14 protein-coding genes are annotated in these 21,483 nt (G+C 57.3%); 2 read left to right on the forward strand and 12 right to left on the reverse strand.

Going from position 1 to position 21,483, the window contains the following annotated elements; translation table 11 throughout:
* Window positions 1-278 precede the first annotated feature (278 nt).
* Window positions 279-2,180 carry an ABC transporter ATP-binding protein gene (locus tag E5K02_RS17695; RefSeq protein WP_135396530.1) on the reverse strand — a complete coding sequence of 634 codons (1,902 nt, stop codon included), beginning with the start codon at window positions 2,178-2,180 and terminating at the stop codon, window positions 279-281.
* 123 nt (window positions 2,181-2,303) lie between these two features.
* Here E5K02_RS17695 and E5K02_RS17700 point away from each other — a divergent pair, with 123 nt between their 5' ends.
* Window positions 2,304-3,290, forward strand: a complete 987-nt coding sequence (locus tag E5K02_RS17700) for an aldo/keto reductase (RefSeq protein WP_135396531.1) — start codon at window positions 2,304-2,306, stop codon at window positions 3,288-3,290.
* Window positions 3,291-3,445: 155 nt separating this feature from the next.
* On the opposite strand, the gene E5K02_RS17705 is transcribed toward E5K02_RS17700, so the two are convergent.
* The 4 genes from E5K02_RS17705 to E5K02_RS17720 all read right to left on the reverse strand — a co-directional run bounded on the left by E5K02_RS17705 (window position 3,446) and on the right by E5K02_RS17720 (window position 12,191).
* Window positions 3,446-4,084 (reverse strand): lipoprotein signal peptidase, encoded by a 639-nt coding sequence (locus tag E5K02_RS17705; protein WP_135396532.1) that lies wholly within the window; start codon window positions 4,082-4,084, stop codon window positions 3,446-3,448.
* A gap of 264 nt (window positions 4,085-4,348) precedes the next feature.
* Window positions 4,349-7,855: an isoleucine--tRNA ligase gene (gene ileS, locus E5K02_RS17710; RefSeq protein WP_135396533.1), complete on the reverse strand. Its 3,507-nt coding sequence runs from the start codon at window positions 7,853-7,855 to the stop codon at window positions 4,349-4,351.
* A gap of 164 nt (window positions 7,856-8,019) precedes the next feature.
* Entirely contained in the window at window positions 8,020-10,446 is a 2,427-nt protein-coding gene (locus tag E5K02_RS17715; protein WP_135396534.1) for an efflux RND transporter permease subunit, read from the reverse strand.
* A 221-nt stretch (window positions 10,447-10,667) separates the two neighbouring features.
* The gene (locus E5K02_RS17720) at window positions 10,668-12,191 is read right to left on the reverse strand and encodes a glycine--tRNA ligase (RefSeq protein ID WP_135396535.1); all 1,524 of its coding nucleotides are present in this window, start codon (window positions 12,189-12,191) and stop codon (window positions 10,668-10,670) included.
* A 423-nt stretch (window positions 12,192-12,614) separates the two neighbouring features.
* Between E5K02_RS17720 and E5K02_RS17725 the strand changes: the two genes are divergently transcribed.
* On the forward strand, window positions 12,615-14,015 hold the full coding sequence (locus E5K02_RS17725) for an inorganic phosphate transporter (RefSeq protein WP_135396536.1): 1,401 nt from the start codon (window positions 12,615-12,617) through the stop codon (window positions 14,013-14,015).
* A gap of 199 nt (window positions 14,016-14,214) precedes the next feature.
* Here the strand turns inward: E5K02_RS17725 and E5K02_RS17730 are convergent, their stop codons facing one another.
* From E5K02_RS17730 to E5K02_RS17750, 7 genes are all read right to left on the reverse strand, one after another.
* Complete coding sequence (locus E5K02_RS17730) at window positions 14,215-14,700, reverse strand: hypothetical protein (RefSeq protein WP_135396537.1); 486 nt, start codon at window positions 14,698-14,700, stop codon at window positions 14,215-14,217.
* Window positions 14,701-14,778: 78 nt separating this feature from the next.
* Window positions 14,779-15,270 (reverse strand): DUF4385 domain-containing protein, encoded by a 492-nt coding sequence (locus E5K02_RS17735; RefSeq protein ID WP_135396538.1) that lies wholly within the window; start codon window positions 15,268-15,270, stop codon window positions 14,779-14,781.
* Between the two features lie 290 nt (window positions 15,271-15,560).
* Window positions 15,561-15,734, reverse strand: coding sequence for a hypothetical protein (locus E5K02_RS25605; protein WP_167856473.1), 174 nt, complete (start codon window positions 15,732-15,734; stop codon window positions 15,561-15,563).
* 202 nt (window positions 15,735-15,936) lie between these two features.
* Window positions 15,937-16,842: a MauE/DoxX family redox-associated membrane protein gene (locus E5K02_RS17740; RefSeq protein WP_135396539.1), complete on the reverse strand. Its 906-nt coding sequence runs from the start codon at window positions 16,840-16,842 to the stop codon at window positions 15,937-15,939.
* Between the two features lie 226 nt (window positions 16,843-17,068).
* Complete coding sequence (locus E5K02_RS25610; RefSeq protein ID WP_167856474.1) at window positions 17,069-17,233, reverse strand: hypothetical protein; 165 nt, start codon at window positions 17,231-17,233, stop codon at window positions 17,069-17,071.
* Window positions 17,234-17,710: 477 nt separating this feature from the next.
* Window positions 17,711-18,910: a site-2 protease family protein gene (locus E5K02_RS17745; protein WP_135396540.1), complete on the reverse strand. Its 1,200-nt coding sequence runs from the start codon at window positions 18,908-18,910 to the stop codon at window positions 17,711-17,713.
* Between the two features lie 10 nt (window positions 18,911-18,920).
* Complete coding sequence (locus E5K02_RS17750) at window positions 18,921-20,387, reverse strand: prenyltransferase/squalene oxidase repeat-containing protein (protein ID WP_167856475.1); 1,467 nt, start codon at window positions 20,385-20,387, stop codon at window positions 18,921-18,923.
* Window positions 20,388-21,483: the final 1,096 nt, after the last annotated feature.

The following is a 21,483-nucleotide window of genomic DNA, read 5'->3' on the forward strand; positions in this document are numbered from 1 at the left end:
GCGGGGGTGAATGGTGAGTTGAACGCGGCACAGGCGGCCGGGTTATGGTTGTGCTGGAAAAGCAGCTAAGGGATAATACGGAATAAATTCGAGAAGAACTATATGCGGAAAGGTTAAGGAATTGATGTAGGCTGATATGGTAGCAGTTAAAGAATAGTAATGGTCAGTAATGAGTAACGAGATAAACAACGACTGAGCCACCCCGCCCCTCGGGTACCCCTCCTTGAAGAGGGGAACTGACGCCCGACCATTCAATTAGGAACTGGGCAGTCTCCCTCCTACGCCTCCACCGCCCGGCGGGCTACGGCGGCTTGGATGTCGCTGGGCTCGTCTTTGGGAATAGCGGCCAGCAGCTGCTTGGTGTAGTCGTGCCGGGGATTGGCGTAGACTTCGGCCGCGGGCCCGCTTTCCACAATCTGGCCCTGACTCATGACCAGCAGCCGGTCGGACATGAAGCGGGCCACCGACAAGTCGTGGGTGATGAAGAGGTAGGTGATGCCGAAGTCGCGCTTTAGCTGGTTGAGCAAATTCAGCACCTGGGCCTGCACCGACACGTCGAGGGCCGACACGGACTCGTCGCAGACGATGCACTTGGGCTGCAGGGCCAGGGCCCGGGCAATGCAGATGCGCTGCCGTTGACCGCCCGAGAATTCGTGCGGGTACCGCAGGTAGTGCTCTTCCTTCAGGCCCACGGTGCGGAGCAGCTCCAGCACCCGGTCCTTTTGCTGTTGGCGGGTGCCGCCCACGTGGTGCACGCGCATCGGCTCCAGAATGGCCTCGCCCACGGTCAGCATGGGATTGAGGGCCGCGTAGGGGTCTTGGAACACCATCTGGAATTCCTTGCGCCGTTTGCGCAGTTCGCCGGCAGGCAGTGCCGCCAGGTCCGTCTCTTCAAACAGGATGCGGCCGGCCGTTGGTTCCACCAGTCGCAACAAAGCCCGGCCCAGGGTAGTCTTGCCGCAGCCCGACTCGCCCACCAGGCCCACGGTTTCGCCCCGGAAGATGTCGAAGCTGACGCCATCCACGGCCCGCACGAACTCGGGCTTGCGGTTGAAGAAACCCTTGCGGATGGGGAAGTGGACGTTCAGGTTTTCAACGCGTAAGAGCGGGCTGGTGCGGGTAGCGGAAGCGGCGCTTGAAGCCGCGGCAGCCAAGCTTTGGTCGAGCACCTCCCCTTTTGTTTCGCCGGCCAAAACCGCTTCATTTTGTTCCACGGGGAACGTTTTGGTGGTTTCAACAGAAATGTTATCAGAGGTAGTAGTTACGCCCACGGCGGAGCTTTCGGGCGTGGAACGCGTGAGTTTTTCCACGAGGTTGCCCTCGGCGTCCTCGGTCATGAAATCGGCCACGACGGGCAGGCGCTCCTTCCCTACCGACAGCTTGGGCCGGCAGGCCAGCAGGCCCTTGGTGTAGGGGTGCTGGGGGTTGGTGAAGATGTCGAGCACCCGGCCGTGCTCCACTACCCGGCCGCGGTACATGACTAGAATCCGGTCGGCAATTTCGGCCACTACGCCCAGGTCGTGGGTGATGAAGAGCACGGCGGTGTTGTGCTGGCGGCGCAGCTCGTCGATGAGTTGCAGCATGCGGGCCTGCACGGTTACGTCGAGGGCGGTGGTGGGCTCGTCGGCAATGAGGATGGCCGGGTTGCAGGCCATGGCCATGGCTATCATCACGCGCTGCTTCTGCCCCCCGCTGATTTCGTGGGGGTAGCTGCCAAAGATTTTCTCGGGCCGGGGCAGCTGGGCCATCGTGAACAGCTCCACGGTGCGGGCCTCGGCTTCCTTCTGGCTGAGGGTGGTGTGCAGGCGCAGAGCTTCCACTACTTGGCTGCCGCAGGTGTAGACAGGGTTAAGGGACGTCATCGGCTCCTGGAAGATCATGCTGATGTCGTTGCCGCGCACCTGCTGCAGCTGCTGATCGGTGAGCTGGAGCAAATCGACTTCACCCAGGGCCTCGGAGTGAAACTGCGCCGTGCCGGCGGTCATGCGGCCGGGCGGCATGGGAATCAGGCCCATCAGCGCCAGTGAGGTTACCGACTTGCCCGAGCCCGATTCGCCCACGATGGCCACGGTTTCGCCCCGGTGCAGGTCGAAGGACACGTCCTGCACGGCCCGCACGTCGCCGCGGTGGGAACGAAAGTCGATGGTCAGGTTGCGAACGGATAGAATGGGCTGGGGCACGGCAAACGGGAATTCGGGACGATAATCGGTAAAGATAGGCAGGCGGACCGTAGCTTGCCGGCCGGGGCTTGCGTATGCCCTAGTCAGCTTCAGAACCGACGTAAAACCATATTCTACCCACTCATGCAGTACCGTAAGCTAGGCAAAACCGACTTTTCCGTTTCCGAAATCAGCCTGGGCACCTGGCAGGTCGGGGGCAAATGGGGCGACCCGTTCAGCCACGAAAACGCCGACCAGATCCTGAACGCCGCCGTGGACCGGGGCATCAACTTTATCGACACGGCCGACGTGTACGGCGACGGGGAGAGCGAAAAGGCCGTAGGCCGGCTCGTGCGCAGCCGTTCCGAGCAGATCTACGTGGCCACCAAGTGCGGCCGGCAGCTGCAGCCCCACACCAACGACGCTTACCAGCCCGCAGTGCTGCGCCAGTTCGTGGAGCAGAGCCTGCGCAACATGCAGCTCGACACCATCGACCTGATTCAGCTCCACTGCCCCCCTACCGAGGTGTACTACCGGCCCGAAATCTTCGAAGTATTCGACCGGCTCAAGGAGGAAGGCAAGATCCGGCACCTGGGCGTGAGCGTGGAAAAGGTGGAAGAAGGCCTCAAGGCGCTGACCTTCCCGAACGTGTGCTCGATTCAGCTTATCTTCAACATGTTCCGGCAGCGGCCCCAGGAGCTGCTGTTCCGGGAAGCCAAGCGCCACAACGTGGGCCTGATTGTGCGGGTTCCGCTGGCCAGCGGCCTGCTCACGGGCAAGTTTTCCCGCGACACGACCTTCTCGGCCGACGACCACCGCCAATTCAACCGGGAAGGGGCCGCCTTCGACAAGGGCGAGACCTTCTCGGGCGTGGACTACGAAGTCGGCCTGGAGGCCGTAGAAGCGCTTAAAAACGTATTTCCCGACCAGCCCAACCTGGCGCCCGTAGCCCTGCGCTGGGTGCTGATGTTTGACGAGGTCAGCTGCGTGATTCCCGGGGCTTCCAAACCCAGCCAGCTGGATTCGAACCTGCAAGCGGCCGAACTACCTGCTATTACTGCGGAGCAAATGCAACAGGTGCGGGCTATTTACGACGAACGTATCCGGCCGCTGGTGCACTACACGTGGTAAGGAGCTAGTAGCGCGAACTTTGTAGTTCGCGTACCCCGCGCCGATACAACGATTATCGTTCTGGCACGCGAACTACAAAGTTCGCGCTACTATATTCTTCATAAAAAAAGCCCGCTGGATTGCTCCAGCGGGCTTTTTGCTTGCAAGACTTGTCTTTACGCCACTTCCGACGTTTCCGCGTCGCGGCGGGGCACTTCAGGGGCGGCTTCCACGGCCCGCTCTTCGGCGAAAAACTTGTTCTGGTTGAGCAGAATCAGGACCACACCGATGAAAATGGCCGAGTCGGCAATATTGAAGATCGGCCAGAGCGACACATGGCTCCCTCCCACCAGCGGCCAATTGGCAGGCAGAAAGCCTTCGTAGATATCCACGTACAGCATGTCGATAACCTGGCCGTGAAACCAGGGCGTGGGCGCGCCAAACGGGGCGTTGTCGTAGATGATGCCGTAGAAGATCGAGTCAATCAGGTTACCGACGGCCCCGCCCAGAATCAGGGCTACGCAGGCAATAAAGCCGGGTACGGCCCGGCGCTGCCACAGCTTATAGATGTAGTAGCTGATACCGAACATGGCCAGCAGACGAAAGCCCGTGAGCAGGATTTTGCCGTAGGGGGGCGGCAGTTCCACGCCGAAAGCCATACCCGGATTCAGTGTGTAGTGCAGCTTAGCCCAATCCCCGATGAGCAGAATTTCCCCGGGCATGCCAGGCTGCATGTAGGTATGCGTGGCCCACTTCGAGAGTTGGTCGATGAAAATGACCAGCAACGCCAGCAGGTAGTATTTCCAGTACTTCATTTTTTGAGAAGTGAGAGGTTAGAAGTGAGAAGTGAGACTTCGGGCTGACGTAGTGTCAGGTTCGGAACCTCTCCCCTCTCCGGGTACAAAGTGACGAAGAATTTTAGACTTTCCGGCGGGAAACGGCTCAGCCATTCTTCTTCCCTCTGGTATATATTTTTCGGGCGTTTTGTGCCCTTTTGAACCGATTTCGGGGCCTGCCTAAACGCTTTGTGCGCCGGTGTGCCAACCGACCTTTTCACCGGGTCGGTTGGCACCTTAGGCTCAGCCGTTTGCGACTTCCAGCTGCACGGGCACGTTATACTCATCAAATTCGAGCACCGAGCCGCCGCTGATTTCGGGCGCAAAATCCAGGGCCAGGGCCTGAATTTCCTCCCGGATGTAGCTTCCGAACGACTGCACGGCGGCTTCCAGCTCGGGCTGCTGACCTAGCGTCACCCGGATTTTGTCCTGCACTTCCAGGCCGCTGTCCTTGCGCAGGTTTTGCAGGCGGTTCACCAATTCGCGGGCCACGCCTTCCTGGCGCAGCTCCTCGGTCAGGGTCACGTCGAGGGCCACGGTGAGTGGACCATCGGTGGCCACGAGCCAGCCGGGCAAGTCGTCGGTGCGGATTTCCACGTCGTCGGGGGCCAGGGTGTAGGTTTCCCCCTCGATTTCGACGGCCAGCTGCCCGGTTTTTTCGAGCGTGCTGATTTCCTCGGCCGTCATCTGCTGGATGCGGGCCCCTACTACCTTCAGCTTAGGTCCGTATTGCTGGCCCAGACGCTTGAAATTGGGTTTCACCGACTTCACCAGCACCCCGCTGGTGTCGTCGAGGAACTCCACGTGCTTCACGTTCACCTCGGCGCAGATCAAATCCTCGACCTTACCGACCTGTTCGCGCGTGGTGTCGTTCAGCACCGGCACCAGAATGCGCTGCAGGGGCTGGCGTACCTTCAGCACCGACTTCTTGCGCAGGGAGTGGGTGAGCGAAGAAATGCGCTGAGCCAGTTCCATGCGTTCCTCCAGGGCCTTGTCGATGCGGGTTTCGTTGGCTTCTACCAGCAGCGTGAGGTGAATTGATTCGGGCGCCAGCGGCGTGCTCTTCGCTACTGCTTCTTCGCGCATGCCACCGGTCATGTTCTGGTAAAGCCATTCGGCGAAGAAAGGCGCAATAGGAGCCATAAGCTGCGCTACTACTACCAAGCATTCCTGCAGGGTTTCGTAAGCGGCTTTTTTGTCCTGGGTTAGCTCGCCCTTCCAGAAGCGGCGGCGCGAGAGGCGCACGTGCCAGTTGGACAGCTGATCGGTGACGAAGTCCTGGATAGCGCGGGCAGCCTTGGTGGGGTCGTAGGCATCGTAGTAGCCCCGCACTTCGAGGATGAGGGACTGAAGCTTGCTCAGAATCCAGCGGTCCAACTCACCCAAATCCGAATGCGGCACCCGGTCAAACTCGCGGGCCTGGAAACCGTCGAGGTTGGCGTAGAGCGCGTAGAAGGAGTAAGTGTTGAAGAGCGTGCCGAAGAAGCGGCGCTGCACCTCGGTAATACCCGCCAGGTCGAACTTGAGGTTGTCCCAGGGCTGGGCATTGGCAATCATGTACCAGCGCGTCGCGTCGGGGCCGTACTGGCTGATGGTGCTGAACGGGTCGATGGCGTTGCCGAGGCGCTTGCTCATCTTGTTGCCGTTCTTGTCCAGCACCAGGCCGTTGGCCATGACGTTTTTGTAAGCCACCGAGTCTTCCAGCATCACCCCCAGGGCGTGCAGAGTGAAGAACCAGCCGCGGGTTTGGTCTACGCCTTCGGCAATGAAGTCGGCGGGGAAATTCTGCTTGAACTTCTCACCATTTTCCAGCGGGTAGTGCCACTGGGCGTAGGGCATGGCGCCGCTGTCGAACCACACGTCGATGAGGTCGGTTTCGCGGTACATGGCCTGGCCGCTGGGGCTCACCAGGAAAATATCGTCCACGTAGGGGCGGTGCAGGTCGATTTTCTTGGTCGACTCTTCTGCGCTGCCATCGGCCATGACCCAGTTGCCATCCACCTTGCGGTAGGGGTTGTGGGTCATGATTTCGGCGGCCACGGCCTTGTCGATTTCGGCGCTGAGCTCCTCGATGGAGCCGATGCAGATTTCCTCGGAGCCGTCCTGGGTGCGCCAGATGGGCAGGGGCGTGCCCCAGTAGCGGGAGCGGCTCAGGTTCCAGTCCACGAGGTTTTCGAGCCAGTTGCCGAAGCGGCCGGAGCCGGTGCTGGCGGGCTGCCAGTTGATGGTTTTGTTGAGCTCGATGAGCCGGTCTTTCACCGCCGTGGTTTTGATAAACCAGGAGTCGAGCGGGTAGTAGAGCACGGGCTTGTCGGTGCGCCAGCAGTGGGGGTAGGTGTGCTCGTACTTCTCCACTTTGAAGGCCGTACCGTCGCCCTTCATGCGGATGGCAATGCTTTCGTCGAGGGTCTTGTAGTCGGCCCCGCTCTGGTCGTGGCCGTCGTAGTTTTTCACCCAGCGGCCACCGAATTCGCCCATTTGGGTTACGTAGCGGCCGGTGCGGTCCACGATGGGACCCAGCTTGCCTTCGTCGTCGGCTACCAGCAGGGCGGGCACGTCGGCCAGGGCCGCGGCGCGGAAGTCATCGGCGCCGAAGGTGGGCGAAATGTGCACGATGCCGGTACCGTCTTCGGTCGTTACGAAGTCGCCGTTGATAACGCGGAAAGCGCGCTCCTCCCCTTCAAAGGCCGGAAAGCCCTTGTCGTGGCCGAAGAGCCGCTCGTAGCGGATGCCGATGAGGTCGGAACCGGTGAATTCACCTGCAACAAACCATTTAGTGATGCGGCCTTTTTTGTCAACTAAAGGCAATTCACCTTTCGATTCACCAGTGCTAGAAACGTATTCCGACTCCTTGCCTTCCAAAGCGTGAACGAAATATTTTTCGAACAATGCCTTTGCTACAACTACCGAAATTTCCTCTTTGGTGTAAGGATTAACCGTATCAACCAAGTAGTAAACGATGTTCTTACCAACTGCCAAGGCTGTATTGGCTGGCAGAGTCCAAGGTGTGGTTGTCCAAGCCAAGATGTATATGGCACCACCGTTTGGTCGGCGAGACACCTGCTCAGCCGCGGCAAACAGCTTCTCCGACTTCTCGTCGCGCTGCACCTTGAACTGGGCCACGATGGTCGTGTCCTTTACGTCGCGGTAGGTGCCGGGCTGGTTGAGCTCGTGCGAGCTGAGGCCCGTGCCAGCGGCCGGGGAGTAGGGCTGGATGGTGTAGCCCTTGTAGAGCAGGCCTTTGTCGTAGAGCTTTTTGAGCAGAGCCCAGCAGCTTTCGATGTACTCGGGCTCGAAGGTGATGTAGGGGTCGTCGAGGTCCACCCAGTAGCCCATTTTCTCGGTGAGGTCGTCCCACTGGGCCTTGAAGCGCATCACGGTTTCGCGGCAGCGCTGGTTGTAGTCCTCGATGCTGATTTTCTTGCCGATGTCCTCCTTGGTGATGCCCAGCTCTTTTTCCACCTGCAGCTCGATGGGCAGGCCGTGGGTATCCCAGCCGCCTTTCCGGCTCACCTGCTTGCCCAGCAGCGTCTGGTAGCGGCAGAAGATGTCCTTCACGGTGCGGGCCATGACGTGGTGAATGCCGGGGGCGCCGTTGGCCGAAGGCGGACCTTCATAAAACACGAAGGTGGGCTGCCCGTCGCGGGTGCTCACGCTTTTCTCAAAGATGCCGTTCTGCTTCCACCACGCCAGGATATCGGTACCGACCTGGCCGTAGTTGAGCGGCTGCTTGTATTCGGGGTAGTTCATTGTTTAAGACTTAGTATCTAGCCGTAGCCGCCTCACCCCTAGCCCCTCTCCGAAAAAGGAGAGGGGACTAGAAATAGAAACAACAGACTAGTTAAGAGAACTAGAATTTTAGATTTTAAAAGCTAGTTCCCCTCTCTTTTCGGAGAGGGGCTAGGGGTGAGGCCTTACGAATCCAGCTTCTTCTGCAGCGGGATGCGGCGCAGGTTGATTTCCGCGTCGTCATCCTCTTCGTGGTAGGTGTGGTCGAAGTGCTGGATGAAGGATTCGTTGATGTTTTCATCCTTGCCGTGCTCGAAGGTAACGAGCAGGGAAGGCAGCAGGATCAGGTTGGAGAAGTTGGTAATCAGCAGGGAGGCCGACATGAGCAGGCCCAGGGCTTTGGTGCCCCCAAACTCGGAAAAGGCAAACACCGAAAAGCCCAGAAACAGCACAATGCTGGTGTAAATCATGCTGGTACCGGCCTCCGAGAGCGTGGTGCTGATGGCAGCCTTCACCCGGTGGCCGTTGGCGGCCAGCTCCTGCCGGAACTTGGCCAGCAAATGGATGCTGTTGTCGCCGTCGATGCCCAGGGCAATGCTGAAAATAAGCGCCGTGCTGGGCTTGAGCGGGATGCCGAAATAGCCCATAATGCCGCCGGTGAGCAGCAGGGTCACGAAGTTGGGCAGCAGGGTAAAGAACACGGCCCGGATGCTGCGGAACAGAATCAGCACCACCAGACCCACCAGCACGAAGGCAATAACGAGGCTTTCCTTGAGGCTGTTAATCAGGTACTCGTTGCCCTTGGTGAAGAGAATCGTGGTGCCGGTGAGCTTCACGTCCATGCCCGTGCCGTTGAAAATCTGCTTGATCTGGGGCCGGATCTGGTTCGAGAGCAGCGTGTCGAGGTTGCGGGAGCCGATGTCGGCAATTTTCAGCGAAATCCGGGCACTCTGGCCAGTGGAGTCGGTGAAGGAGCGGATCAGCTTGCTGTCCATCCCCCCGCCCTTGCCCTGGGAATGGGCCAGGTAACTCAAAATAAAGTTCTTCTCCGAGTTGTCGGGCAGGCGGTAGTAGTCGGGGTTGTCGTTGTAGAAGGCCTGGGTCGAAGCCTTGAGGAAGGTCACGATGCTGACGGGCGTGGTCAGCACGGGCTGGGTGCGCAGAAACTTCTCGAACCGGTCGATTTTTTCCAGGTTCTTCAGTTTCATGATGCCCCGCTTCGAGCCGGTATTCACCACGATTTCCAGGGGCATGACGCCGTTGAAATGCTGCTCGAAGAACTTCAAATCGGAGTTGACCGAGCTGTCTTTGGGCAAGTCATCCACCATGTACGACACCGATTTCACCTTCAGTATTCCACCAATCGACAAGGCCACCATCGCCAGAGCCGCCAAGTAGACCGTGCCCCGGCGCTCCAGCACGAGGTGCTCGAAAAACTCCAGCAGCTTGGTCAGCGGCGTGGCGTCGAGGTGCTCGAGCTGCTTGGGCGTGGGCGGGGGCAGGATGGTGAAGACAATCGGAATTAGGATAAACGAGACCAAAAAGGCCACGAAAATATTGATGGTGGCCACGGCCCCAAACTGGAACAGAATGGCAATGTTGGTGAAGCAGAACACCACAAAGCCGATGGCCGTGGTGGTGTTGTTCATCAAGGTCACCAGGCCGATTTTGCTCACTACGCGCGTCATGGCCAGCACCTGGTTGCCGGATTTGCGGTAGTCGTAGTGGTAGCGGCTGAGCAGGTAGGTACAGTTCGGAATGCCGATAACGATGATAATGCTCGGTATCAGGCCCGTGAGCAGGTTGATTTTGTAGCCCATGAGCACCATCGAGCCAATGCACCACACCACCACGATGAGCACAATCAGGATGGGAAACACCACGGCAGCCCAGGTCCGGAAGAACAGGAAGAGCGTTATGGCCATCATGACCACCGTCAGGGCCACGAAGAGCTTCATTTCTCCGGCTACCTTGGTCGTCATCGTGGCCCGCACGTAGGGCAGGCCGGCGTAGTGCATCCGGATGCCGGTTTTCTGCTGAAAACGCTCGGCGTGGCCCAGAATGACCTTCATTACCCCTTCCCGCTTCGAGGAGTTCAGAAACTTGGGGTCCATGGTGAGGGCCAGCAGGGTGGCGCCCGTGGTGGGCGAAATCAGCTGGCCTTTGTAGAATTCCTGCTGGTTCACGACCCGCATCAGGGAGTCCAGCTCGGCCTGGCTTTGGGGGGCCTGCTTGAAGATGGGACTGGCCCGGAAGCTTTGGTTGCTGGTGTCCTTTTCGAGCTTGATGAGCTTGGTCACCGACAGCACGCCGTTGACGCCCTGCACCTTGGCCAGGGTGTCAGTCAGGGCGCGCAGCTCGTTGAAGTTGCCGAGCTTGTACACGCTGCTGTCCTGCAAGCCGAGCACCAGCACGTTGCCGTCTTCGCCGAAGGTCTTCTTGAACTGCTGGAAATAGACCATGTCCGGGTCGTCGGGGCTGACGACCTGGGCAAAGTCGTAGGTCATTTCGACGTTGCGGGCGTGCCAGCCCATAAACACCGTAATAGCGGCCAGGAGCAGAATCAGAATCCGCCGGTGCTTGATATTGAATAAGGTGAGTTTACTCCACATAGGCCGCTAAAATTTAGCAAAGGTACGCAATGACTGACTGGTAGAAAGATGAGGCCGTTGGGGCTGCCGGCCCCGCCAAGCGGCAAACCTAGCCGGTACTAGCCCCGCCGACCGCCCTTACTCGACGCCCGGCCCGCTTTAGCCGACCGAAAACGAAAACGGGGCCGCCATGCTCAGCATGACGGCCCCGTTCTACTAGCACTGGGCAGCTGCTGAACTTTCTAGAGGTTCTCGAAAATTCGCGACAAACTCACGGCCTCGCCGATGTAGGCGCGCAGCTCACTGATGGGCATGCGGGTCTGCTCGCGCGAGTCGCGGTGGCGCACCGTTACCGTGTCGTCTTCCAGCGTTTGGCCGTCGACGACGATGCAGAAGGGCGTGCCGATGAGGTCCTGGCGGGTGTAGCGCTTGCCAATGGCGTCCTTCTCCTCGATGATGATGCGGAAGTCGTGCCGCAGGGAGTTGAAGATTTCGGTAGCTTTTTCGGGCATGCCATCCTTTTTCACCAGCGGGAAAATAGCGGCCTTCACCGGCGCTACGGCCGGGTGCAGCTTCAGGAAGGTGCGCGTCTTGGTCGTCTGCTGCTCGCCTTCACCCTCCGTGATGGTTTCCTCGGTGTAGGCGTTGCAGAGCGTGGCCAGGAACAGCCGGTCGGCCCCCACCGAGGTTTCGACCACGAAGGGCACGTAGTTGCCGTAGGCCTTGCCGGTTGCCGGGTCAATGTCGGCGTCGAAGTAGTTCTGCTTTTTCTTGCTGTACTGCTGGTGCTGGGTCAAGTCAAAGTCGGAGCGGGAGTGGATACCCTCGATTTCCTTGAAGCCGAAGGGAAACTCGTACTCGATGTCGACGGCGGCCTTGGCGTAGTGGGCCAGCTTCTCGTGGTCGTGGAAGCGCAGCTTGTCGGCGGGCAGGCCCATTACCTCGTGCCAGCGGCGGCGGGCGGCTTTCCAGTGCTGATACCACTCCTCCTCGGTGCCGGGGCGCACGAAGAACTGCATTTCCATTTGCTCAAACTCCCGCATGCGGAAGATGAACTGCCGGGCTACAATTTCGTTGCGGAAGGCCTTGCCGATCTGGGCAATGCCAAACGGCACCTTCTGGCGGGCCGACTTCTGCACGTTCAGGAAGTTGACGAAAATGCCCTGGGCCGTTTCGGGGCGCAGGTAGATTTCATTGGAGCCCTCGGCCACGGCGCCCATCTGGGTCGAGAACATCAGGTTGAACTGGCGCACGTCGGTCCAGTTGCCGGTCTTGCTGATCGGGCACAGGATTTTCTCGTCGATGATGAGCTGCTTGACGCCGGCCAGATCCTCGGCCGTGAGCAGGCGGCCCATTTCGGCCAGCAGGGTTTCGGCCCGGGCTAGTTCGCCGTTCTTCTCGTACTCGGCGGCCTTTTCTTCGAGCAGCACGTCGGCGCGGTAGCGCTTCTTGCTGTCGAGGTTGTCAATCATGGGGTCCGAAAAGCCGTCGACGTGGCCGGAGGCTTTCCAGGTGGTCGGGTGCATGAAGATGGCCGCGTCGATGCCCACCACGTTCTGGTTGAGCTGGGTCATGGCCTTCCACCAGAGCTGCTTGAGGTTGTTTTTCAGCTCCACGCCGTTGGGGCCGTAGTCGTACACGGCCGCCAGGCCGTCGTAGATTTCGGAGGAAGGAAACACGAAGCCGTATTCCTTGGCGTGCGACACGATTTCGGCCAAAGTGCCTTCGGTGGTAGTGGCGGCCGGTTTCTGCGGGGCGTTGCTCATAATGTAGTAGTGAGTAGTAGGTATTGAGTAGTGAGCTGGAGAGTGGCGGGATAGTGAGCCAGCCGGTTTTGGAGTAGCCTGCCTGACTTACCGCCACCAGCAGAACGACCCCTGTATCCTTTACTCGCTACCCCATACTAAATACTCACTACTGAATACTTATTCGGGCAAAAGTAGCAGAAACCGCCGGAGGCGCGGCAGAATGCAGCTTGGGAAAAGCCAGTATTTTCCACCTTCCGCCTCCTCTGCCGGCTTCTACCTCAGCCGATTACCCCGGCGCCCAACCCCAAATCGGTTCCTGCGTTAAGCGCATGCAAACGGGCGTTGTACCATTTTGGCGTAACAATTTCATAATCTTGCCCCGCCTAAAGGTCCCTCTACCTTTGGAACGATGAAAACCGATTTCCCATTAATTCCCCTTTTATGTTTGGCTTAGAGCCTCATGTGCTTTTGCTGCTACTAGCCTGTCTGATAGCAGCTTGCGCCTTCGAATTTGTCAACGGTTTCCACGATACGGCCAACGCCGTGGCTACCGTGATTTACACCAACGCCCTGCGGCCCTGGGTAGCGGTAGTGTGGTCGGCCTTCTGGAACTTCATCGGCGTGTTTACCGGCGGCATCGGCGTGGCCATGGGTATTGTCTACCTGCTGCCCGTCGAAAGCCTCGTGGATCAGAACGTGTACCACGGCATTGCCATGGTGGGCGCCCTCATTATCGGGGCCATTATCTGGAACGTGGGCACTTGGTACTACGGTCTGCCCTCGTCGTCGTCGCACGCCCTGATTGGCTCGATTCTGGGCGTCGGTATTGCCTTCAGCTTCCTGCCCGATTCGCCCAACGCGGCTGTCAACTGGAGCAAGGCCGGCCAAAGTGGCGTAGCCCTGCTGGTAGGCCCGCTGTTCGGCTTCTCGCTGACCATCATCATGATGTTCCTGCTCAAGCGCTTCGTGCGCACCAAGGCCATTTTCCGGGAGCCCCACAAACGCAAGCCCCCACCCATCTGGATTCGCCTGATTTTGATTGGTACCTGCACGCTGGTAAGCTTTTTCCACGGCTCCAACGACGGGCAGAAGGGCGTGGGCCTGATTATGCTGATCCTGATTGGTATTGTGCCCACCTACTTCGCCCTCGACCATACCAAGAACCCCCTGGATATGCGCGACTCGCTGGTGAAGATTGAGCAGGTGATGAGCAAGGTGAATCCCGCCGAACTGAGCCCCGCCGACCAGAAAGCCCTGGCCGAAATCAAAACCCAGACCGATGCCCTCGACGTTATTTTCGCCGGCAAGACCAGCGTGAAAGAGCTGCCCCAGGACGCCCGCTTCCAGATCCGCAAAGGCATTCTGCTGACGGCCAACCGCGCCAAGAAACTGCTCGGCAGCGAGAAGGTAAGCTTGAGCTCCGCCGACCGGGCCACCTACGATGCCGCCATGAAAAACATGACCTCCTTCACCGATTACGCCCCTTTCTGGGTGTTGCTTATCGTGGCCACCTCGCTGGGCGTTGGGACGATGGTGGGCTGGCAGCGCATTGTGAAAACTATTGGGGAGCGGATTGGCAAGGAGCACCTGACGTATGCCCAGGGCGCTTCTTCGGAACTGGTAGCCGCCACCATGATTGGCTTGTCGACGGCCTACGACCTACCCTCCTCCACTACCCACGTACTGTCGTCGGCCATTGCTGGCTCGATGGTCGCCAACCGTGGTATCAAGAACCTGAACCCGCAGATGGTCCGCAACATTGCCCTGGCCTGGGTGCTTACCCTGCCCGTCACAATGTTCCTCTCCGGAGGCCTATTCCTGCTGTTCCGCGCCCTGCTGTAACGGCGGGCTTTCCCCGAATCATACAAAAAAAGCCGGCCCATTACGGGCCGGCTTTTTTATTGCCGTAAGTTTTCGTAGGTCCGTGCCAACAATGGGAATAAGTCAAGAGCCCTGGCTTTATCCACTAAAATGGCGGGCTACTAAGCACTTATCAACTTATCCACAGGCAAAAGCCATAATTTTGTGGATAACTCTGACCCTAGCTGGGCCATTGCACCTCCAGGTCGTCGCTGATGAAGACGCCGAAATTGACGAACTGCAACTGGTCCTCATCAAAGTAAAGGTCAATCATTTCCTTTTCGTAGGACAGGCGGGTTTCGCCGGTATCCATGCGCTCTACCTCCGTCGACTCAAGGCCGTTCTGGCGCATAATCTCCTGAATCTCATCTACCGACTTGCCGTGAATGGGCTGGCCGAAGATGCGCAGACCCGGGTGGTCGGTTTCGATGCAGCTCAGGCGGAAATCGTCTTCCCGGTCGAAGTACAGGGAGTAGCCTTCCTCGAGGTAATTCCAGGCCTGGTGCTCAAACTCGTCGTCGTCCTCCGACTCTTCAATTTCCTCCGGCTCACCCATCAGGGCACGTACCTCGTCCTGAGTGGCGCCGAATTTCAGCGGGCCCATGCCGGTGCCCAGAATGATTTCGTTTTCTTCGGTGCTGCTGGGTTGTGGTTGGATGGTCTGCATAGCGGGTTTGTTTCGGTGGTTGAATGCCTGAATTCGGTTGGGTTGCTGAATTCGGATTTAAAGGTAGGTATTCGGGAATCACTTGCCGTAACGAGCCTCAAATTCGGCCCGCTGCTGCACGTAATCGGGGTGGCGCTTGGCCTCGTCCCACTTCTGCTTGAAGATGGCCGCAGCGGCCGCCTTTTCGGGGTCCTCGGGCGAGCGGGGTAATTCCTCCCTCCCATGCGCTCCACTCTGGCCTTTCTTATCGGCCGGTACGGGGCCGTCGTACTTCTTGCCGCCACGGTGGTTGGCATAGCGCCGGGCCCGGGTAAAGCCCATCTGGATGAATTTGCGGGCCATGTCGGCCCCCACGAAATCGTGGGCTTTCAGGTAGTTCAGAAACAACTGGTAGATCTGCTCCGACGATTCGCGGGCTACTTCGGGGGTACGGAAACGCCAGTAGGGCAGAATTTCCGATTTGTAGGGTTCTACCAGCAGCACGCCCTGCTCGCCCTTGCCCACGCGGTAGAGTTCCGGGTGCTGGCGGAAATCGGTGGTTTTGAAGTCGAGGGTATAATCGAAGGGCATGGGCAGCAAACGGTGGGAAAAAGCATATACGGCCAAACCCGGGCCGCGGACCAATACGGCCGCTTTTCCACGAGCTTGGGCTATGCAAGAACCTGCTTAGAGAACCTGAATGAGCAAGATGAACCGAGCCGAAGTTGCTACGTGCACGCGGTAGAACGAAGCAGGCGCTGAGGTGCGAACCGACAAGAAAATAGCCCCGCCGGAGAATCCGACGAGGCTACGTGGTAGTGGTAGAGCCACAGGACGAGCGGGTGAGAAGAGTACTACAACCGCTATTCTGCAGGCTACACTTACTCGGATACTTCTACTTCCATGGGGCAATTTGTCCGGCCGGCGTAGTTGCCACAGCCCCACATATCCAGATCGGACAGGGTTTCGAGGCGCTGCTCCAGCTCCTCTACTTCGAACAAGCTAGTAACCTGTTCGTTAGCGACGTTAGTCGTGGTTAGAAAAGAATTTTCCATAAGTAGGAATAAGAATGAAGATGGTATGGGTTGGACAAGAAATAACCGTCGACTAACCCAATTTAAGTGGACGGCAACAAAAGCACTACCTACCTCCACGTCCACGTGGGTAGGTGGTTTTATGACTGCACCCCGCCCAATACGCTCCTAGCGGCCGTCAGCGCATAGATCTGAGCAGCCCCAAGCCTGCTAAGGCACCACGTTAGCGGGGGGTGCCTACGGCTACTTCACGCAGCCGCAAGGCTTTCGAGAGGGCGTCGTCCAAGGGCTCAGCCGAGTTCAGCACTGCCCTGATGGTATCCTGTTTAACCACAACAACGGTGGGAACCTGGTTGGTAAGCTGCCGCATTTCTGCATCAGGCACCGTATGAATAGCAAATGACGGCGCAAAGTGGCGCATATACTTTTGCTGCTCCTCGGCCGGGCCGCGGGGGCTAAGGGCAACAATCTTGCTCACCAAACCAGTCTTTTGGTAGTTGAGCAGGGTGGGAGTTGCCGCCCAGCAGTGCGGGCAGGTGGGCCGGAAAATAAAGACCAAATACGTAGCTTGATGGGGGGAGCAATACGGGGCAAGCGCCGTGGCCCGCACAGCTTGGCCGGGCGCTAAGAATACCTGGGGAGTGTAGCGGGACCCGACTGCCAGAAATGAGCCGAGCGTGACGCCGCTCACTACCAGCAGCTGCCAGCGGGCGGGTGGAGAAGCTGGCTCCGGGGCGGCCCGGTAGAGGCCAGCAGCCAGCAGCAGCAGCAGGCCATTACGCCCAAATGCCAGCCAAGGCGGCATTTGCAGGGCCGTGAAAGCCCCAAAACACCCGCAGTCCGTAACTCCGTGCCCCAGGTAGCCATAGGCAAAGAATAGAGTGAACATAACTAGCAGGGCCAGGGCCGCTGCCGCTAAAAGCCGAACGTGTATCCGTAGCAGCAAGCCTACGCCCAGAGCCAGCTCGACAGTCGTGAGCAAGGGAGCCGCAAAGCGTAGCTTGGGAAGCCCATAGGCAACAATAGTATCCGCAAACTGGGCCTGATCTAAAGCCTTGCCTACCCCCGAAACCAGAAAGAAGACACCGATTATTCCTGCGGTCAGGACCACTGGCCTGGAGTACTTCATAGAGGAAGAAGTAAATAACAGATAGCAAAACAGGCGGATCGGGGATGCGCCCTATTGCCCCACCACAACCCATTAATCTTTATTGAACTAAGGCTGCCGGTAGCTCATCTGCTTGTCAGACTCGGCGCCTTGGGGCGAAAGAGGAATGAATCAGGCGGCAGCTCTGCCACCTCAGGACTGAGAGCAAAGCTGCCGCCGATTCTACCTCACAGAAGGTGACTCAGTGCTACTGCACGCAGCCATTACCGCCGTTAGAAACGTCGTTGCAGTCAGTTACCTGCCACATTTGAACGGTTTCAAGACGCTGCTCGAGTTCTTCGGTTTCGAAGAGGTTCGTCAGTTGAGCATCGGCCAGGCGGCCTTCCGAGAGGGTGTTGGGGGTGGTTTGCATAAAAAAATAAAAAAGAAATGATGAATAAGCAGGTAGAAAGAACACCGGATTTCCCTGCATTAAAAATGCCGGTGGTAATAGCTAACATGAATTCTGGACGGAGTCAGAGCATGCCCCCACTCGTTATCGGGCACTAGGTTGTAACAGCTTGCAGCCCCTGAGGTACCCCGCAACTATTGTTTTACTGGGCCCACTCGTCATAGTAATTATCCCGTGCGCTAACCAGTACAAGGCGCTGCTCCAGCTCTACGGTTGCAAAAAGATGAGGCAACGGGGCAGAGGCCACGCGGCCTTTTTATAAAAGTGTTGCTAGCAGTTGCCATAAAAATTAAAATAGAATGATAAAAACGACTACATAGAACGCTGGCACTGCTTTACGCTGAGCGACCAGCCAGGAAATAATATCCAGAAGCAAGGACTCCTGTTTTAGACAGATAAGCTGTAGTAACCCTGAGCGCCCAAACAGAAGTAGAACTTTTAGGCCTCTATAGCCGCCTTCTTTTGACTGCTCTGCCAAGTAGTAAGCGTGATAAATAAATAGCGCATTGCCAGCACGTAAAAAGAGGCAATAATGATCGGGATTTGTTTTAAATCAGCTAACGACAACATACCGACGGTTAGCTTACCTAATAGCGCGGTTACAAGCAGCGGAAATTGTACGAACTGGTCACCGTAGCGCACGGCAGTAAAGGCAGCAAAGGCAATAAATAATAAGCTGTTGGCTGCACCATACAGGAATAAAAAGAACTGTTTGCCGACTAGCACTCGGCCCCGGCTGCTCCACACGAGCTCCAATCCGCGTAGCGAAAGGCTACGTTTCACAACTTGCGCGGCCTTCTGCTGCAGATTAGGCGTGTTCAGCAGGTCGGAAAGCAACCAGTAGCCGTCGTGACGAACGAAAGGATTGAATTGCCACAGTGCGACGGCCATCGTAGCCGTAGCCGCTAGTAGCAGAGGGGAAAAAGAGGTGGCTAAATACCCGACGGCCAACAGACCGGCATACAGGGTCTGGCTGAAGATTCCTCCCAGGTTGACAATAATGCGGCGTTGTCTGTTCGTCTGCCACACGTTGGTAACGTCGGCGTACAGGGCCGGAATAATGAATAAATAAAATCCGAAGCCTATGCCCCCGTGCCGAATACCGAAGCGCCGGCAGGCGGCAATATGCCCCAGTTCGTGGATGAAAAAGGAGAAGTAGAGCAGGGGTAAGATAATCCAGTAGCGGGAGCCACTAGGTAGGAGAGCAGATGAGTTGCCCAGATAAACTATTAGCAGGAAAGCCAGCAGCAGGAAAAAAATAGGCCAGAACAGCTGGGGCGCGTAGAATACTCGCAGCGGGGCGGCACATATTGCTGCTATCTTAGCCGACAGCAGCTCCATTTTCAACCGGATGTAGTTAGAGCCGGCTACCGCTTTGTCTTCCTTCTGATCGTGGGTTAAAATGCCGTAGCCGCCAAAACGGGCCTGTAGCAGGGTAGCAAACTCCCCACCGGAGAGGTTAGCCCGAAACCGGACATTAAACCGGGCACAGGCTTGATCCATCGACTCGGCAGTACGCAGCAAGCTGAACAACTCCTCGGTATCCTTATTCACCAGCAGGTTGTGCCCCGTGTCCGTATTGATCAGCCAGCGCTGCTCATCAAATGGCATGAGCTGAACATTTTCTCGCAAAAGCATGGCAGGTTGATTAAGCATATGCGGGAAGAGCCACCATCGTTTTGGCGTATGTACTCAAGGCATTGAGGGCAGTACTGGTGGTGAAAATCCGGTTGTGGTCATCCACCTCGATGTCAGTGCCAAAGGAGCTCAAACGCCACCGCTTCACGGTAGCCGGGTCGGCCACATCGGTAGCGGGCACCCGCAGAATGCGCGTGGTCAGCCAGCTACCATCACTCATCTGCTGGCTTAGCAGCCACTGGGCACCCCGCTCCACGGCGGCCGAGTAGTCTTGGCTGGAATTCACCAGTAGCGCCTTAAGGGCTAGTGCGGTGAAAAAAGCGCTGGGCTGCTGGGCGTTGGTTTGCCCGTACCATGCCCCATTATCGGACTGCTGGGCTGCCAGCCAGCGCAATCCGGCTTCCCGACACGCGTCGTGCTCGGCTACCGGGGCCAGGGCCAGGATGGCGAAAGCAGTAGCATAGATGGGGCTGGTCCACCAATAAGAGTTCCAATAGCCCGCGGGGTGCTGGTGACGAGCCAGGTAGCGGCAGCTCAGCTGATACTGCGGCTCGAGCTCCTTGTAGAGCCGCAGAACATAGGCGGCGGCGGCCGTAACACAGAGCTTGGGAGTAAGCCAAGCGGCCACGCTTACGTGCTTGGGCAGCTTCATGATGTTGCGCAGGCGGGTCTCATCCCGGTACGTCACCCATCCCCCGTCCGCATCCATAAATTCCAGCCAGGTGCTGATTTGCTGAGGAGAGGTTTCGCCCCAGACTTTACGGCGCAGCCCCATACTAAAATTGGTCGAGTCGCCGTCCTGCATGATGCCCTCATTGTAGGAAGGAGGCAGCAAAAAGGAGGCATCGAAAGCTTCGTGCGCCGCGGTGAGGCCGATTTTGGTTTCGGCAAGCAGCAGGCCCGCATAGGCGGTGGTCCACATCTTGCTTTGTCCGGCACTGGTCAAAAAGTCCAGCCAGCACCCCTGAGCGTCGCGGCTGGCCTGCAAATGCCGCAGGGCCATTGCCGCGGCGGTCTGTACTGTTGGTAGCGTCAGGTCTGGGTGCTCAGCATGGAAGGGAGTAAAGCTTTTACGGGCCTTCACCCGCGTTTTTTCCAACAACTGTGCTACCTCATGCTGGTAAATATTGCAGCCATCGAGTTGCTGCTGCACATAAAGCGCCAACTCCGTGAGGCCGAGCGAGTGAGCTATAGCCACACTCTGACCGAAGTGCTGACTGCTGCGGTCCAGCAAATGCTGGGCAATGCCTGACGTAAAACAGTGCTGATAAAGTTCTCCCACCGAAAGCCGACTTCCTTCGAGCTGCTTATCTCTCAGATACTTTTCAACCAGGAAATGAGCATACGTAAACTGCCCATCCAGCCAGTCCTGTTTGAAATCCTGGATATCATCCAAGTACTGAATTGCAATGTGCAAATGCTGCAAGCAGCGCTGCACCTCTTCTACCGGCCCGGTATTGTTGTTCAGTCTGCACATAGCATGCGCCATGGCATAGCAAATAGCGGATTTGTCACCAGCTATTTCTTCAAATAGACTTTCGGAGAAAACCGCACGCGCAGCCGACATTTCCTTCTCGCGCATAGTAGCTGCTACGTACTGCTTTTTACACAGCGCAAAGGCGGCCCAGAAAGTGTCGTCGTTCGGAAAAAGTTGCGTTAAGCCACGCACGGCCTGCTCATGCACGGCCAAGCAAGTGAATAACTGCTCAGCATACGCGGCGGTTGTACACGGCTTGTCTACTAACTGATCGACTAATAAAGTAAACCGGAAATACAGATAACTGTACCCGGTTAGATTCCGAAAGACTTCTTCTTGAACACGGGGAAATACAGGAGATAAAAAATGGGGTAACTGCAAATAAAAAGCATGCTTATCCAGTAGGCTTTCCGCGGCTAATAGGCTCCCAATCTCGTGCTGTATCTGTAATGAAGAAATAAAGTCCTTTATAAGCTCTTTATAATGTTTCAATGTTAAAATAATAATACATATGCTTATATAATCTCGGATGAAATATATGGAATGAATTCCCAATATCTTCTTACTGCCACATATATATTTATTTTCAACAGGACCATATTTTATCTGTATTGGGCACCTGTTATGTATAAAATACTGTTTATCAAACAATTAATCAACCGACACCTCCAACCGAGAAGATATTCCCTGCTCAGGACTTCCTGTGCAGGTTAAAATGAGCAGACCGGGCAAGGGCTCTGTAGCTGGCGATACGCTCAAGTGGTGGGTGCCTTGCCTGTGTTGCAGCTCCGCCCTGGGTGGCCCGTAGTTCGGCAGTAGCAGCCTTGGCCGGAGCTTGCTCACCTGAAGTGGATAACTAAGAGTAGGGGTACTGGCTGGGGTGAAATCGACAACCCCGACGGTCCAATGCCAGCACTGCCTACAGATGGTCCGAACGTAACCGGCCGAGTCCGGACACATGAGCCGCTTGGCCAGAAGCGCTGCCCAGACTGGTATGTGCAGACAGAAACGGAACTCTTCGAACGCAGAGCATTCCCAACCTTTTCCTTTTTGAAAGTGGCCCGAGCTTTTCCACAGGGTTAATAACTTTTGAATT

It is taken from the genome of Hymenobacter metallicola (assembly GCF_004745645.1).
Classification (GTDB): Bacteria; Bacteroidota; Bacteroidia; order Cytophagales; family Hymenobacteraceae; genus Hymenobacter; species Hymenobacter metallicola.

Bases quoted from the DNA above. Each gene is read 5' to 3' on its own strand.
- E5K02_RS17700 (WP_135396531.1), top strand. From the start codon at position 2,304: ATGCAGTACCGTAAGCTAGGCAAAACCGACTTTTCCGTTTCCGAAATC.
- E5K02_RS17705 (WP_135396532.1), bottom strand. From the start codon at position 4,084: ATGAAGTACTGGAAATACTACCTGCTGGCGTTGCTGGTCATTTTCATC.
- ileS (WP_135396533.1), bottom strand. From the start codon at position 7,855: ATGAACTACCCCGAATACAAGCAGCCGCTCAACTACGGCCAGGTCGGT.
- E5K02_RS17715 (WP_135396534.1), bottom strand. From the start codon at position 10,446: ATGTGGAGTAAACTCACCTTATTCAATATCAAGCACCGGCGGATTCTG.
- E5K02_RS17720 (WP_135396535.1), bottom strand. From the start codon at position 12,191: ATGAGCAACGCCCCGCAGAAACCGGCCGCCACTACCACCGAAGGCACT.
- E5K02_RS17725 (WP_135396536.1), top strand. From the start codon at position 12,615: ATGTTTGGCTTAGAGCCTCATGTGCTTTTGCTGCTACTAGCCTGTCTG.
- E5K02_RS17730 (WP_135396537.1), bottom strand. From the start codon at position 14,700: ATGCAGACCATCCAACCACAACCCAGCAGCACCGAAGAAAACGAAATC.
- E5K02_RS17735 (WP_135396538.1), bottom strand. From the start codon at position 15,270: ATGCCCTTCGATTATACCCTCGACTTCAAAACCACCGATTTCCGCCAG.
- E5K02_RS25605 (WP_167856473.1), bottom strand. From the start codon at position 15,734: ATGGAAAATTCTTTTCTAACCACGACTAACGTCGCTAACGAACAGGTT.
- E5K02_RS17740 (WP_135396539.1), bottom strand. From the start codon at position 16,842: ATGAAGTACTCCAGGCCAGTGGTCCTGACCGCAGGAATAATCGGTGTC.
- E5K02_RS25610 (WP_167856474.1), bottom strand. From the start codon at position 17,233: ATGCAAACCACCCCCAACACCCTCTCGGAAGGCCGCCTGGCCGATGCT.
- E5K02_RS17745 (WP_135396540.1), bottom strand. From the start codon at position 18,910: ATGCTTTTGCGAGAAAATGTTCAGCTCATGCCATTTGATGAGCAGCGC.
- E5K02_RS17750 (WP_167856475.1), bottom strand. From the start codon at position 20,387: ATGTGCAGACTGAACAACAATACCGGGCCGGTAGAAGAGGTGCAGCGC.